13 protein-coding genes and 3 pseudogenes are annotated in these 13,897 nt (G+C 65.5%); 12 read left to right on the top strand and 4 right to left on the bottom strand.

From position 1 onward, the window contains the following. Positions 1 to 44 precede the first annotated feature (44 nt). The 6 genes and pseudogenes from J5X86_RS50710 to J5X86_RS17910 form a co-directional block, all read left to right on the top strand. Positions 45 to 1,435: pseudogene (locus tag J5X86_RS50710) on the top strand (NF041680 family putative transposase); the annotation flags it as partial. A gap of 85 nt (positions 1,436 to 1,520) precedes the next feature. After that, positions 1,521 to 1,853 (top strand): hypothetical protein, encoded by a 333-nt coding sequence (locus J5X86_RS17930; RefSeq protein WP_208518051.1) that lies wholly within the window; start codon positions 1,521 to 1,523, stop codon positions 1,851 to 1,853. A 34-nt stretch (positions 1,854 to 1,887) separates the two neighbouring features. Continuing rightward, positions 1,888 to 2,349 carry a hypothetical protein gene (locus J5X86_RS17925; protein ID WP_308124601.1) on the top strand — a complete coding sequence of 154 codons (462 nt, stop codon included), beginning with the start codon at positions 1,888 to 1,890 and terminating at the stop codon, positions 2,347 to 2,349. 1 nt (position 2,350) lies between these two features. Further along, on the top strand, positions 2,351 to 2,932 hold the full coding sequence (locus tag J5X86_RS17920) for a DUF6262 family protein (protein WP_243980708.1): 582 nt from the start codon (positions 2,351 to 2,353) through the stop codon (positions 2,930 to 2,932). A gap of 173 nt (positions 2,933 to 3,105) precedes the next feature. Beyond that, positions 3,106 to 3,843 (top strand): annotated as a pseudogene (locus J5X86_RS17915) (MFS transporter); the annotation flags it as partial. 339 nt (positions 3,844 to 4,182) lie between these two features. Then, positions 4,183 to 4,605: a transposase gene (locus J5X86_RS17910; protein WP_308124637.1), complete on the top strand. Its 423-nt coding sequence runs from the start codon at positions 4,183 to 4,185 to the stop codon at positions 4,603 to 4,605. Between the two features lie 295 nt (positions 4,606 to 4,900). Here J5X86_RS17910 and J5X86_RS17905 read toward each other — a convergent pair whose 3' ends face one another. Then, entirely contained in the window at positions 4,901 to 5,509 is a 609-nt protein-coding gene (locus tag J5X86_RS17905; protein WP_208517803.1) for a hypothetical protein, read from the bottom strand. 709 nt (positions 5,510 to 6,218) lie between these two features. On the opposite strand from J5X86_RS17905, the gene J5X86_RS52475 reads away from it, so the two are divergent. Beyond that, the gene (locus J5X86_RS52475; RefSeq protein ID WP_308124600.1) at positions 6,219 to 6,434 is read left to right on the top strand and encodes a hypothetical protein; all 216 of its coding nucleotides are present in this window, start codon (positions 6,219 to 6,221) and stop codon (positions 6,432 to 6,434) included. Positions 6,435 to 6,664: 230 nt separating this feature from the next. After that, positions 6,665 to 7,777 (top strand): annotated as a pseudogene (locus J5X86_RS17895) (integrase core domain-containing protein). Between the two features lie 163 nt (positions 7,778 to 7,940). Here the strand turns inward: J5X86_RS17895 and J5X86_RS17890 are convergent. Further along, positions 7,941 to 8,216 carry an integrase gene (locus tag J5X86_RS17890; RefSeq protein ID WP_208517802.1) on the bottom strand — a complete coding sequence of 92 codons (276 nt, stop codon included), beginning with the start codon at positions 8,214 to 8,216 and terminating at the stop codon, positions 7,941 to 7,943. Between the two features lie 372 nt (positions 8,217 to 8,588). On the opposite strand from J5X86_RS17890, the gene J5X86_RS17885 reads away from it, so the two are divergent. The 4 genes from J5X86_RS17885 to J5X86_RS17870 all read left to right on the top strand — a co-directional run bounded on the left by J5X86_RS17885 (position 8,589) and on the right by J5X86_RS17870 (position 11,561). Continuing rightward, on the top strand, positions 8,589 to 9,080 hold the full coding sequence (locus tag J5X86_RS17885) for a hypothetical protein (protein WP_208517801.1): 492 nt from the start codon (positions 8,589 to 8,591) through the stop codon (positions 9,078 to 9,080). Between the two features lie 516 nt (positions 9,081 to 9,596). Continuing rightward, positions 9,597 to 9,860, top strand: a complete 264-nt coding sequence (locus J5X86_RS17880) for a hypothetical protein (protein WP_208517800.1) — start codon at positions 9,597 to 9,599, stop codon at positions 9,858 to 9,860. Positions 9,861 to 10,067: 207 nt separating this feature from the next. Continuing rightward, positions 10,068 to 10,556, top strand: a complete 489-nt coding sequence (locus J5X86_RS17875; protein WP_208517799.1) for a hypothetical protein — start codon at positions 10,068 to 10,070, stop codon at positions 10,554 to 10,556. Between the two features lie 216 nt (positions 10,557 to 10,772). Next, positions 10,773 to 11,561, top strand: a complete 789-nt coding sequence (locus tag J5X86_RS17870; protein WP_308124636.1) for an SAM-dependent methyltransferase — start codon at positions 10,773 to 10,775, stop codon at positions 11,559 to 11,561. Between the two features lie 6 nt (positions 11,562 to 11,567). Here the strand turns inward: J5X86_RS17870 and J5X86_RS17865 are convergent, their stop codons facing one another. Next, the gene (locus tag J5X86_RS17865; protein WP_208517797.1) at positions 11,568 to 12,518 is read right to left on the bottom strand and encodes a helix-turn-helix transcriptional regulator; all 951 of its coding nucleotides are present in this window, start codon (positions 12,516 to 12,518) and stop codon (positions 11,568 to 11,570) included. Between the two features lie 88 nt (positions 12,519 to 12,606). After that, positions 12,607 to 12,843, bottom strand: coding sequence for a DUF397 domain-containing protein (locus J5X86_RS17860; protein WP_208517796.1), 237 nt, complete (start codon positions 12,841 to 12,843; stop codon positions 12,607 to 12,609). Between the last annotated feature and the right edge of the window lie 1,054 nt (positions 12,844 to 13,897).

The raw sequence follows: 13,897 nt of genomic DNA, 5'->3' as shown, positions 1-13,897 counted from the left end.
CAGTTGCGGATCTTGAGGCTCGATGATGTTTACGAGAAACAGCAGCGCGGGCACCGACGAAATTCGAGTTATGCGACGCGCTGTTGTGCACGGACGGGCTGGTGCGGACGCTGGTCGATCTCGCGCTCGCGCCCGAACACCGCCGCGGCACGGAGCTCTGTACGGCGGGCTCAACCAGGGACAGATCGATGTCGCCCGACTGCGTCGTGCCTTGGTCGGGATGCCGCTGTCGAGGGCGGCGGACGGTCGGCTGGTGTTGGCCGTGGATGTCTCGCCGTGGCTGCGGCCGGACCCTAACGCCTGTGCTGACCGGGCCTTTTGTCACACGTTCGGCCGTGGCGAGGGCAAACACCAGATGGTGCCCGGCTGGCCTTATTCGGTGGTGGCCGCGCTGGAGACCGGCCGCACGTCCTGGACGGCGGTGCTGGACGCGGTCCGCCTGCAGCCCGGCGCCGACGTCGCCGCGGTCACCACGGTCCAGATCCGCGAGGTCGTCGAGCGGCTCATTGCCGCTGGCCAGTGGCAGGAAGGCGACCCGGAGGTCCTGGTCGTGCTCGACGCCGGATACACGCACCGCGCATCGCCCACCTGCTGGCCGGGCTTCCTGTCGAGATCCTCGGCCGGCTCCGCTCGGACAGCGTGATGCGCCGACCCACACCGCCGCGGGTCTACGACCCCAAGGGCGGCCGTCCGCCCAAGCATGGCGGCGAGTTCGTCTTCGGGGACCCCAGCACCTGGGACGTCGAGCAGGCCGTGACGATGACGGACACCCGCCTCTATGGGAAGGCGACCCCGCAGGCGTGGGACCGGCTGCACCCGCGGCTGACCCGCCGGGCGGCCTGGATCGACCACGACGGACCGCTGCCCATCCTCGAGGGCACCGTACTCCGTCTGGTCGTGGAGAAATTGCCCAGCGGCGGGGTGAACAAGCCGGTCTGGCTGTGGTGGTCGGGCAGCGGCGCCACCGAGGCGGACATAGACCGCTGCTGGCAGCCCTTCCTCCGGCGCTTCGATCTGGAGCACACGTTTCGCCTGTTCAAGCAGACGCTCGGCTGGACGAAGCCCCGGCTCCGCAACTCGGAGGCGGCCGATCGGTGGACGTGGCTGGTGGTCGCGGCTTATGCCCAGCTCCGGCTGGCCCGCCCGCTGACCACCGATCTGAGGCGGCCCTGGGAGAAGCCGGCCCCACCGAACAGGCTGACGCCTGCCCGAGTCCGGCGGGGGTTCAGAAACCTCCGCACGAAGACCGGCTCTCCCGCCCCGTGCACCGAAACCGTCCAAGGCCGGGCCCGGCCGACCGCCGGGCTCGAAGAACCGCCGCCCGGCCCTCCGCCATGACGTGGGCCGAATTCTTGCGACCGGCGAGACATACAGCCGCCCCGCTCACCACAAGGTCGGCACCAAACCTCGACGTGTCACCCGGACTGCGAGCTGACGGGAGGCCACCCCTGTCCGATGACGGAGCCATCAAGCAGGATGGCACCGTGGATGCGAACGGGCGCCAACCCCTTGAAGGCCTCGTGCACTGGAACGGTGAGCTCTCCGAACTCATCGAAGCCGCCCGGCACGGCGACCCGACAGCGACCGTCACCCTCCGTCATGATCACACCGCCGCCGTGGAGAAGGTCGCCACTGGACTCGCCAGTCCCAGCGAGCTCATCGACTGGGCCCAAGCGGTGCACTTCGAGGACCGAGTGGACATCGACGAAGGACACCAGGACCTGCTGACCCAGTTCCTCGTCGAAGTCTCGACACCCGAGCTGTTCGAACCCGTCGCCCTTGCCGTCTGCCAGCGATGGTTGCACGCCCTGCGAGCAACGCCGGAACCCCGCACCAAAGCAGACGGACGTTAAACGACAAGTTAAGCGCAAGCGCCAGGCGGTCAGCATGCTCAGCCTGATGGTCACCGACCGGCACGGGATCGCGAAACCCTGCTCGTCGACGGCCTACGAACAGCGATCGGTGGCTGTTCCCTTCGGTGGCTGCACCGAGCCGTCGAATGTCAAGGCCGGCGGCCATGCATGCCCGATCCGTTTCCAGTGCTCAGGGTGCGGTTTCTACCGCCCCGACCCGTCCTACCTTCCCGCGATCGAGGACCACATCAACAGCCTGCGGGCCGATCGTGAGAGGGCGCGGGTGATGGACGCAGCCGGTTTCGTTATCGACAACCTCACCTCCCAGATCAACTCCTACGAAGGGGTAGCGGCGAAAATGCGGGAGCGGATGGCAGGCATGCCCGAGCACGAGCGGACTGAGTTGGAGGAGGCCGCTGCGGTTCTCCGGCGGGTCCGGGCGGGCGGCGATCACAAGCTTCTTCCCATCACCGTCGTCTCGAAGAAGGAAGCGTGAGATGACCGCCCGAACCCCCGCAGAAGTCCTTGCCGAGTCCCGGCGGCAAAGTAGCCTCCTCAAGCGCCAACGCGTGCTCGACACCGTTCGGCGCATGCTGAACGACGGCGAGCCGATCTCCTTCACCGCAGTCGCCAGGGCCGCCAGAGTATCGACCTGGCTGGTCTATGCCGAGGGCGTCCGCGAACACGTCCAGGCGGCCATCCAGCGGCAGGAACAGGCTCCTGCCACCGCAGCCGCCGAAGGCCGCAAAGCAAGCACCGTCAGCCTGCACACGGACCTAGCCATGGCCCGGGAAGAGATCAAGGAACTCCGCGCCGAACGCGATCAGCTCCGGACCGCCATGCGGCAGCAGCTCGGACACCAGCTTGACCAGATCAGCAACCGGAAACTGACCGAGCGGATCAGCGAACTCACCGAAGCCAACAGGAAGCTCGAACACGAACTCACCGGACTCCGACCACTCGCCGATCACGTCCAGGAGCTTGAGCGAGACCTGGCCGCGACCCGCACGAGCCTGCGGCAGATGATCCGCGAGCGTGCTCTCGAACCCGCGCCGAACGGTCCTGAAGGCCATGCCTGATCATTTGAGCGCCTCTGCGGCAGATGAATTCGGTTGCGGCGTGACCGGAGGCCCAGTGAGGTAGCTCCATGGAGGGTGCCACGGAGCAGGAGCAACGAGCGAGGGCAGCAAGGGGCCATAGGGTCACGCGGCAACCGGCTCTATGGCACAGGTCAGCGGTGCTCGCGGTTTTGATGCTCGCCGCCTTCACCTTCAACACAGCGGAGAACCTGCCGATCGGCCTGCTGGAGCTCATCTCCGCAAGCCTTCGGGTGTCAGTGTCAGCGGTCGGTCTCCTGGTCACCGGCTACGCCGTGGCGGTGGCACTTGCGTCTTTGCCGCTCGTCCACCTCACGCGGGCCGTGCCCCGACGCCATGTGCTCACAGGGCTACTGACCGCGCTTGTCGTGTCCAGTCTGATCGCGAGCCTGGCCCCCTCCTACTGGCTTTTGCTCACGGCGCGGCTGCTGACCGCGCTCGCCCAGGCGCTGTTCTGGGCCGTAATGGGACCGGTCGCGGTGGGCCTGTTCGCGCCCGAGGTCCGCGGGCGTGTGGTCGGTGCGCCGTCCGTCGCAGTCGCCCTCGTGTTCGGTGTTCCCGCCGGGACCTGGCTGGGCCGACAGAGCGACTGGCAGATGCCCGTCGCCATGCTGGCGGCTCTGGGACTCGTCTCTCTGGTGACGATCGCCGTTCTGCTGCCGACCTCGCTTCCGGAAGAAGAACCCGCCGCCTACGCAACCAGTCCCGACGTCCGGCGGTTCGCGACCGTGCTGACGGCCGGGACCCTGTCCGCCACCGGGGCCTTCACCGGATACACGTACATCGTGAAGTTCCTGGGCGACGTGAGCGGATTCTCCTCGAGCACGGTCAGCGTCCTGCTCGTGGTTTTCGGTAGGCGGGCGTCCGGTGCCACGGCGCGCGGTGTAGTCCTATTTCTCGGCGATGAACCTGCGGTGCCGGGCGAGCACGGTGCCGGGGGTCACAGGGAAGACCTTGAGCCAGTGGCGTCGGGGTATCAGCCCGGACAGGGCGGCCGATCGGTGGGCTCATAGCGGACCGGTCCGGTCAACTGGCGGCGCAGGACGGCGTTCTCGTGCCGCAGCACCAGCAGTTCCGCGTCCTTCGCCGTCCCACGGCGGAGGAGCACCGATGGAACAGTGAGAAGCTTCCGGGTCACCTTGTACAACAAGGACACGATCACGGAGGACATAATCCCAGCGAACTGACCGCACCCCGCTCAGCTGCGGCGATGACTTTTCGAGCGGCACAGCATCGGCCACGGCCGCTCGGAGATCCGCCGGATCAAGGTTGCCACCGTCAACAGCCCCCTCTTCCCTGGAGCCTGCCAGGCCGTCCAGATCAAGCGCCGGCGCACCGACCGCAAGACCGGCAAGTCCACCGTCAAGACGGTCTTCGCCGTCACCAGCCTGACCGCCGAGCAGGCCACCCCAGCCCATATCACCCAACTCGTTCGCGACCACTGGCAGATCGAGGCCCTGCACCACATCCGCGACACCACCTTCGCCGAGGACGCCTCCCAGCTGCGAACCGGCAACGCGCCCCGCGCGATGGCCACCTGGCGCAACCTCGCCATCGGAACCCTCCGCACGGCCGGAGTGAAGAACATCGCGGCCGGCCTCCGCCGCAATGCCCGCGACCCTCGGCGCTCCCTCGCGCTACTCGGCCTCGGATGATCACGAACCAGACGTCACGGCACTATGCCGAAGCCCTGCCCCCTCATGCTCCTCGGCCTCGCCTGAGTACGAAGTGGACGTCACTCGACTACGGCGAAGCCCTGAGGGCTGTCGCAGAATAACTTCAGGCTTTGATTTTGGTCAGGCGGCTGTCTCGCGAGGTCATCGAGTGGAACGGCGCTTCGTCGTTCGTGAGTTATTTTCCGACGGCTCCCTGGGTCGCTCAGGAGTCGACCGGGTCCGACGCATGCGTTCTCGGCGTTCTCTCAGGGCGAGAACGAGAGGTAACGCCGCCTCATATGGTCGGGGTGTCGTCAACAATCGGCCTGTGAATCTCAATGACCGGCTTCCACCCCGCGGAGAACTCGATGAAGTCTGCACGGGTGGGGTAGGTGTCGAACGCGCGACGGTCACGTTTGGGGCTGTCGGTCCCCTTGCGCCCCCGGGGAATCTGCTCCTCGAAGATGTCGACCTTCACGTCGGGAACCTCCTTGAGGCCCTGGCGCCAGATCTGTACGGTGTCGGCGCCGAAGGCCTGCCGGGCCGCAGCGTAAAGGGCCGTGAGGGCTCCCTTGTCCCCACCAGGGACGAAAAGTGCCAGGTCCAGCACGACACCGGCGGACTGGAGGATCTCGATGGTCACCGAGCCGTTCTCGTCAGCCAAGTAGATTCCGGCTTCATTCTCGTCGTCGGGAAGGCAGGAGACCTCTTCCTGGAATACGGTTCTCGCCGTGATCGAGCCGCCCTCGAAATCCTCACCGGACTTGGTCAGAAAAGCGGGGACATAGCAGTCGGGAAGCTTGAGTTCTGCCGTGTCGGCGGAAATGAAGAGCCTGTCCTTCACGCCGAGCTTCGTCACCTCTTCCAGCGAGAGGCGGCGAGCGGTGATCTTCTCCGTGTTCACGATTTCCCTTTCAGGTTGCACTGTCCCTCCGAACAAGGACGCTACCACGAAACCCTGAGGTCAACTGCCCAGTAATCTTTGGGTAAATGGCCTCCGATGACCTGCGCGGGAGGATGCCGAAGCGAGTGCCACTCGGTCGGGAACACGCGTCCGCCAGGTAGCGTCCCTCGTCATGCTGTTGGGGATCAACTGGCGGTTGCATTTCGGTACGTTGGGTAGCGCGGAGGAACTAAAAGAGAGTTTACGACAGATATCACCCATATCACCTTCGGGGAGGTGGCGGCGAGGTAGGGCGATCCATTCGTCGTGCATCTCGAAGAGCGCAGCGGAAACCAACCGGATGGTCCGACAGCGCAACAACGGAGACCCCCACCGGCAACATCAGGATGGAGCGCGAACCGGAAGTCGCGTACTACCGCGCCCTCTTCGGTCAGGACTTCAGCGTAGTCGGCTGACGCCCGGTTGCTGACGTCTCGGCATGTTGGGCGGGGTTCGGTACACAGCAGGCACGGACGTCCGCGATCATGGAGTTCTCTACGCTCTGTGACCTTGGACTGCCCGTGGCTGCCGACGCATCATCTCTGACCTCCCCTGCCTTTGAACAGCTCAGACCGCATCCGGAAGTGTCCGGGAGCGATCTTCCGGATCTGCTGGAACGCCTCGCACAGGTCCCGGACCCGCGGAATCCGCAGGAGTACGGCACCCTCTCGTGACGCTCCTGGCACTGACGGCCTGCGCGGTCCTCGCCGGAGCGCGACCCCTGCTCGCGGTGAGTGAATGGGTAGCCGACGCACCGCCGGCCCTGCTCGAACGGCTCGGCACGGCCGTCGACCCGCTGGTCCCGAAATGGTCCTGGCCCGCGGAATCCTGTGCCGTTCAGCAACTCATCGCGGCTGGTCAGGCCGCATATCTGTACTCGTTATGATCAGGCCGCCAAGGACGTGAGTCTGCAGTAGTCGTCGCGGGATGCTCGGGTCATCCTGCGGCGTGACCAGGTCGTTGTCGTCAGGCGGCAGTTGCTCTCGAGCTTGATGGGGGCGATGGCCGTTGTAGTGCCGGGCGTAGACATCGAGGATGTTGAAGGGTGTCTTTATTGCCGTACGGTGGTTGACCTGGGGCTTTGCGATCGCCTACATATGGGCATGATCCCTGATCGTGGGTCTGCGACTGCTTTACCTGATCTTCTGCCGACTACTGGGTTGCCTCCTTGTGCTGGGCCGATCGACCGCCGCGAACAACGCCGAGATCCTTGTCCTTCGTCATGAGGTCGCTGTGCTTCGTCGACAGGTCGAGCGGCCGCGGCTTTCATGGGCCGACCGTGCCGTGCTCTCCGCTCTCGCCCGGCGCCTGCCACCTGCCTTACGCCGCCATCGGCTGGTCACGCCGGGCACACTGTTGACCTGGCACCGCCGTCTGGTGCGCTGGAAGTGGCACCAGACGGCTGTCAGGCCCGGCCGACCACCGCTGGCGGAAGAGACAGTCGCGCTCATCCAGCGCCTGGCGAGAGAGAACCCGACCTGGGGATACGTCAGGATCCAGGGTGAACTGCGACGGCTTGGCCATCGGGTCGCAGCCGCCACGGTTCGGCGCGTTCTGCGCCGCAGCGGCCCTGCCCCCCCGCACCGCAGCGCGCCTCCGAGCAGAGCTGGCGCTCCTTCCTCCGTTCACAGGCCCACACGCTGCTCGCTTGCGATTTCATGCACGTGGAGACCGTCTTCCTCCGACGTCTCTATGTCTTCTTCGTCATGGAGATCGCCACCCGGCGCGTTCACGTCCTGGGTGTCACTGCCCACCCGACCGGCGCATGGGTCGCCCAACTCACCCGCAACTTGCTCATGGACATCGTGGAGAGGGCTGGGTGCTTCCGGTTCCTCATCCGTGGCCGGGACAGCAAGTTCACCACGGCATTCGACGCCGTCTTCGCCGGAACGGCACAGCCGTCATCCCGACACCGCCGCAGAGCCCACGGTCCAACGCGTTCGCCGAACGATGGATACGCACAGCCCGCGCCGAATGCACCGACCGACTCCTCATCATCGCGAGCGACATCTGCGTACGGTCCTGACCAGGTACGCCGAGCACTACAACTCCGGACGGGCTCACCGCAGCCTGGACCTACGTGCTCCAGACGACGACCCGAACGTCATCCCACTGCCCGCCGCCACGGTCAGGCGCAAGCAGGTACTCGGCGGACTGCTCAACGAGTGCCACACCACGCCGCCCCGACCGCCTCACCATCCACAGGCAACGCCCAGCTCAGCAGCCTGATTGGAATATTGACGCCCTTCAGGGGCTGACTTTGAGCCCGAGGCGGCGCAGTTCACCGTGCACGCGCCGGAATCCCCATCGGGGGTTCTCGGCGCCGAGACGGATGATCAGCTCGCGGATCTCCTCGGGCAGCGGCGGCCGCCCGGGTAGACGGCGACTGCGTTCACTTCTGCTTCACCAGGCGCCGGTGCCAGGCCAGCAGGGTGCGCGGTGAGACGATCCGGTGTTCACGCAAGGCGCGGGGGAGCAGTCGGGACAGGGCAGCGAGCAGTGCACGGTCCGGCCATCCGGGCTTGGGCGTAGTGACCTGCCGACGCAGAACCGCGAGCTCGTGCCGCAGGATCAGTATCTCCGCATTCTTGGCCCCAGAGGATCGAGTCATCAGGAGCAGCCACGCGAAGATCCGTGTGGCGATCAGGTAGGTAAGTCGTACCAGCACAAGGACTGATCATGCTGGACACCCAGTGGCCACGTACGTTATCCCAGGTCAGGTCCGGTGAAGCGATTCTGGAGCGCTACGGGGCGGCAGGTGCAGTGCGAGAGCACGGCACGATCAGCCCGTGAGAGCCGCTGCCGCTGGACCTGTCGACGAAGCACAGCGACCTCATGACGAAGGGCAAGGATCTCGGCGTTGTTCGCGGCGGTCGATCGGCCCAGCACAAGGAGGCAACCCAGTAGTCGGCAGAAGATCAGGTAAAGCAGTCGCAGACCCACGATCACTGATCACGCCCATGCTCGGGCGATTCGTAAAGCCCCAGGTCAACCACCATGCGCCAATAAAGGCACCGTTCAGGCCCTGGGAAGCGCCTTGATGCGGCGACTGCTGATCTTTCGCTCCGGAGCCGACTGGCTGGATATGGCGGGCTTCACCAAGCACGCCAACACCTACGGGATCCGCCTGACCTTCGCCGGAGCGCGCTGGACGGACCACGACGTGCTCATCGGACACCTCACGCACCCGATCTGCGGGATTGCACTCAAGGAGGACATGCGCACCTGCACCTGCCCGTATGGGGAGCGAGCGTGCCGCCTCTGGTTCGACGGGCCTGAACAGACACACGGACGACTCGATCTGCAGATGCACGAGGCCGGCGCGGACTGCGAGATTGCCGAGTACAACCAGGCACTGACCTTCACGGGCAGCCCGAGCGACGAGATCACACATGTGACCGGTAACCCGCCGGGCATGACCGCCGAGTGCGCCCCGAATTGCCACCGGCGCCACGGCACCCTCGCGCATCTTCAACGGGTAGCCGAGACACGGCGGGAGGAGTACGACCGCCTCCGGCGGAGGGCTCGCTAATGCCGCCGCGGAAGCTTCGCATGGGGCTGGACCGGCAACGCGGAGCCGACGTGCAAGTCCCTCGGGCTTCAAGTGGGTGTGGGGTCGAGGAGTTCTCGGCAAACGCAGCCCTGAAGAGGGCCGCCCGGGGGAGCACGATCTCCGGTGGTGGACCCGCTGTTTGCAGGGATCGAAGTGGCTGAGGCCGTCGGTTCACCCGAACGAGTGGTGAGGCTCGGGCGACGCGCGAGGGATTTTCAGGCCCACCTGACCATTTCCCACCGTGATTGCCAAGTACGGTTCGCTCGTTGTTCATGTGAATGGTCTATTGGGTCGAGAAGTGGTCAACGTCAGCCGTGCGTTATCGCTCTATCAGGAGTGCCCGGTTCCGTTTTCATGTGGATCAGAGGGCCACCGCAAGCGGGTAATGCGACTAGCGTCCGACTGGGCACGGAAAAGGGCCCCGAGGCGACGTCAACCAACTCGGGACCCCTCCCTCGTGCCATCTCAACTACGCATCGAGGAGCGCGAAAATTGATGCAGCACGTCCGCCGGAAGATCGCAACCGTCCTTCCGGTAGCGCCAGAGATTAGCATTCCGCTGTCGGTCCTCCGGCAAACCGCTGGTGTGAGTGTCTTGATGCTCACGCTGCGCTTCAGTTCTCTGCTCTTGACCGGCGTCCTCGCGGCAGCGACCGTCCGTAAGGAGCCCTTCCCGGTGGAAGTGCTGGCGGGCATGATGGCTGCCTCTGTGTCCGACCGTAGCTGTGTCAGCTACCTGAAGGTCCGCCGTACCGTCTGACGATGCGGCCCTGCGTGAAGGAGCCCTCGCCCGCCTAGCGGGCGAGGGCGGCATCGCCGCCACGATGGCGAAGCGGCCGAGCGAGCCGGCCTTGAACCCCTCTACGCGCCCTGGCAGCCGAGATGCCCTCTTGGCCCACTGCGGCTTCTCACTTGCGAGCTGGGTTCCGCTCCGTCCTGCCTGCACCCCCTTGTGAGGTGAAACGTCATGCTGATGCGCTCCAGCCTGCCGGGGCTGCGCGCTGATTCCGAATTCGACGACCGGTACCTCGCCGCGTGGATGGATCCGTTGGCCATCCAGCGATTCCCGGTCTCCTACGCCGTTTTCTGCTGCGACCGCTGGATGGTCTATCGGCGCTTCGGCACGGCCGTTGCGGGCTCCATCCACAGCGGTACGGGTATTGCCCAGGCTGCCCTGCGTGATCTCGGCGAGCAGTGGGAGAGGGCGCTTCGTAGTTCCTCGCCGGCTGCACATGCCTGGGGCCTGCTCTCCCGCAGAGCTTCGGAGCGTCGGACAGCGTCGTTGCGGGGGCTTCATCATCTGCTCGGCCGTGATGAGGCGGACGCGCTGGTCCTGCGTTACAAGCTCGGGCTGTCGCCCGGCCAGGCCGGCTATGCGATGGGCCTGTCCGAGGCCGACTTCGAGCTGCTGCGTCACCGGGCTCTGCGGGATCTGCTCCCTGCCCGAGCGTTTTGAAATATGCCTGTGTCGTATTCCCTCTGAGGGGGTTGGTGTGCGCCGGAGTGTGATGGTCAAGTCGGCGGCTGAAATGCCATCAAAATAGGTGCAGTATTGGGGGGTGCGGGTAGCCCTGCCTCAGCGTGTCCTCCTAGCATGGGACCTCTGCCTTCGGGTACCGGCAGCGTCTCAGGGGGGACGTATGCCTTCCGAGAGTGTGGGGAGCGGGTCATCATTGATGTCAGCAGGCCGAGTGTTGCCAGAATGTACGACCACCTCCTGGGCGGCACGGACAATTATCAGGTTGATCGGGAAGCATGCGAGAAATTACTCCGCCTGGCTCCTAACAGCCGTGAATTAGCGCTGGTCAACCGGGCCTTCCTTGGTAGGGCTGTGCGTTACCTCGCCCGGGAGCAGGGTGTCCGCAGATTTCTCGACCACGGGTCCGGACTTCCGACACGGCCCAACGTGCATCAGCTCGCCCAGGACATCGATCCGGCCAGTGAAGTCGTCTACATCGACAATGACCCCGTAGTCCTCGCCCATGGGGAGATCATGCTGGCCGAGGACCCGAGAACTACCGCCGTCCTCAACGCCGACATCCGCGACACGACGAAGATCTTCGAGAGCGGCGCGGTACGACGGCTGCTGCGCGACGACCAGCCGGTCGCCGCCCTGTTCGTCTCCGTTCTTCACTGCATTCCCGACGTTGACAACCCCTGGGAGCTGGTCCGCCGAGTCTGCCAACAATTGCCACGCGGCAGCTACCTGGTGATCTCGCAGCTGGCCAGTGATGATCCGGAACTCCGCCGCAGCATCACCGATTTCATGCAGGAAATCACCAACAACACCTGGGGAACGGTTCGCTCCTACAGCGAGGTCAACCGGTTCTTCGAGGGTCACGACGTCCTGGTGACCCCCGAGCCGGTCGAGGTCTCGCGCTGGCTGCCGGACAGTGAACTTACTCCGCGGCAGCGGAGTAAGGAGTGGATCGAGTACGGCGGGGTCGCGCGCATCGGGTGACGGGGCCTACTGCGGGGTCTCGTCGGTGAGCCGGTCGATGTAGTACTGAAGCCGATCCATGGTCTCCGCCTTCGACAAGGCGTGTCGCCACCAGTCGTCCATCGACGCCATGAAGGTCTCGATCTGCGCGCTGTCGGTGAGGAGCTGACCGCCGACGTTCTTGTCCTCCAGGTAGACGGCCCGGCCGGCGGTCCCTTCGTGGGGCTTGCACAGGGTTATGGCAGGGTGCAGCGGGGAGCCCTGCCGCATGGCCGACCCGGGCAGGATCCGCAGATGTACGTTGGGCTTGTTCTCCGCGATGGTGAACAAGTGGCGCAGCTGCTCCCGCATGACCGGCACCCCGCCCAGTTCCTTGTCCAGCACGGACTCGGCGATGACGGCCCTGAACATGGGAGCGTTGGGCTGGTCGAGCAGATGCTGTCGCCGGAGCCGCATCTCCAGGCGGCGTTCGATGGCCGCGAGGTACTTGCGCCGCGTCTCGGGGTCGTACTGTGCCCGGGCGAAGTCCGCCATCAAGGCGCGGGCGTAGCCTGCGGTCTGGAGCATCCCGGGGACGTTGTTCTCCTGGTACACCTGGACCACCTTCGAGGTGGACTCCAGGGCGTACAGCGACATGAGCGTGGAGTTCGCGACATCCGCGAAGGAGGACCACCAGGTCCGCTCATGCGGCCACTGCAGGAGCATCTCCGCTTCCCTGACGCAGTCCTCCGGCGCCCGGTAGAAGCGCAGCAGCGCGAAGACGTGTTCCGCCTTGAGTTTGACGACGGCGTTCTCGTAGCGGCTGAGCGTGGGTCCGGACCCGACCTCGGGGACGGCCCGCACGACCTCGCTCTGGATCATCCCGCGCTCCTGGCGCAGATACTGCAGCAGAGCGCCGATGAGCTTCTCCGCTGCTTTCGGTGTGGCTGGCGGTGGCTCTCCCTGCCGCCCGACCAAGGCCAGAATCCGACCCGACATGTGCACTCCTTGGCGCGGGCGGGACTTTCCCGCCCGCGCCAAGAATGAACAGCTCTCCGCCTCACGGGCAACCTGTGGCCGACGTGTTTTAGACAGTCATGGAGGTGAACTCCCCGTGACTCGCGCCGTCGAGGAAGGCGATGATCTCCGCGCGGGTGAATACCAGCGCGGGGCCGTCAGGGAATCGTGAGTTACGGACCGCTACTTCGGTTTCATTCACGCGTGCAAGCTCGACGCAGTCGCCGATTCCATCGCTCGCCGACGCCTTCGTCCACCGTGCGCCGGTGATCGCGCAGGCCGGTGTGCCGTTGGTGATCCTGATCATTTTCGCACCTGTCCTTTGTGTCTGACCAGCACCGCACCCTCGCCGGTACCGGCCGCTTCCCACTTCCCCGCAGCCCCGCTTGCAGCCGCCTCTGAAATTTTCACGGGGCGGTGAAACATATCGGAAGCTTAGCGCTGTCGATCTCCTCGCGGTGTCCCTCGAATGGGCGCTCCCATTGAGCTGGAAAACGTCTTATACGACAAACGGTGGGGGCTTGAGATCTCGAGTTAAGGCGGAGAATGGCTGGAGATGAACCGGTGGCGGAGGGGGCGCGTGCGGTGGCGATTCCCTGGAGGTTGTATGCAGGAAGAATTCGCCGAAGCGGTGCAGCGCCAACGCTGAGTCGCCGCCAGCCTCCGCTGCTCGACGCAGGTGCTGGTGCTGCGGGTCAGAGGGCTAGCGCCGGCCCGACCGCAGAACGACAACGGAGCCACGGTGCTGTCCGCGATGGTCACAGGCTCCGGCCGGACGACTGTGCGAGGGCAGTCGGCATGCGGGGTGGGGTGGGAATCCGCCGTACGGCGCGCCGCGCTGCTCTCCGGCCGTCGCGTGAACGAATTCATGGACGATTGGGCCGGAGAGGAAGCGTGCCCCGGGGTGCCGAGCCGCCCAGGGGTCATGGAACGGGTAGGCGCCATCGAGGAGCGCTTACAGCGTGTGGAGCACGAGCTCTATCCGAACGGCGGCGGTAGCCTTCGGGACGCCGTCGACCTAGCGAACGAGCGCCTTGCCCGCCTGTGCCCCGACCCTGACGAGTGTGCGCCGACCGGCCTGCTGCGCTGGGCCTTTGGCCGTCGTCAGCTGGCTCGCCGGTACCCGTTGATGAGGCTGGCGACGGCCTTGTGGCGTTCAATCCGAGCCGGTGGCAGGGGGATGACAGTGGGGTCGTCGTTCGGGGCGAGCTGGTTTTTGCGTTGGTGGGTGTGGGGACTCTGTTGGTCGATGTGATCTGGGCTTTTGTCGATCAGGCCGCGTGGCTGAGGGCAAGTTGTTCGTAGTGGGAGATTCGTGTCGTGCCCAGCGGGGTTCCGGTCCACCAGGCGTCGAGTCGGTA

Source organism: Streptomyces sp. NEAU-YJ-81, from assembly GCF_017592595.1.
GTDB lineage: Bacteria > Actinomycetota > Actinomycetes > Streptomycetales > Streptomycetaceae > Streptomyces > Streptomyces hygroscopicus_B.
This window is presented reverse-complemented; position numbering and strand designations above follow the sequence as displayed.

Excerpts from the sequence above, each read along its gene's own strand:
- J5X86_RS17925 (WP_308124601.1), top strand. The coding sequence starts at position 1,888 with ATGCTCAGCCTGATGGTCACCGACCGGCACGGGATCGCGAAACCCTGC.
- J5X86_RS17920 (WP_243980708.1), top strand. The coding sequence starts at position 2,351 with ATGACCGCCCGAACCCCCGCAGAAGTCCTTGCCGAGTCCCGGCGGCAA.
- J5X86_RS17885 (WP_208517801.1), top strand. The coding sequence starts at position 8,589 with ATGCGGCGACTGCTGATCTTTCGCTCCGGAGCCGACTGGCTGGATATG.
- J5X86_RS17880 (WP_208517800.1), top strand. The coding sequence starts at position 9,597 with ATGCAGCACGTCCGCCGGAAGATCGCAACCGTCCTTCCGGTAGCGCCA.
- J5X86_RS17875 (WP_208517799.1), top strand. The coding sequence starts at position 10,068 with ATGCTGATGCGCTCCAGCCTGCCGGGGCTGCGCGCTGATTCCGAATTC.
- J5X86_RS17865 (WP_208517797.1), bottom strand. The coding sequence starts at position 12,518 with ATGTCGGGTCGGATTCTGGCCTTGGTCGGGCGGCAGGGAGAGCCACCG.
- J5X86_RS17860 (WP_208517796.1), bottom strand. The coding sequence starts at position 12,843 with ATGATCAGGATCACCAACGGCACACCGGCCTGCGCGATCACCGGCGCA.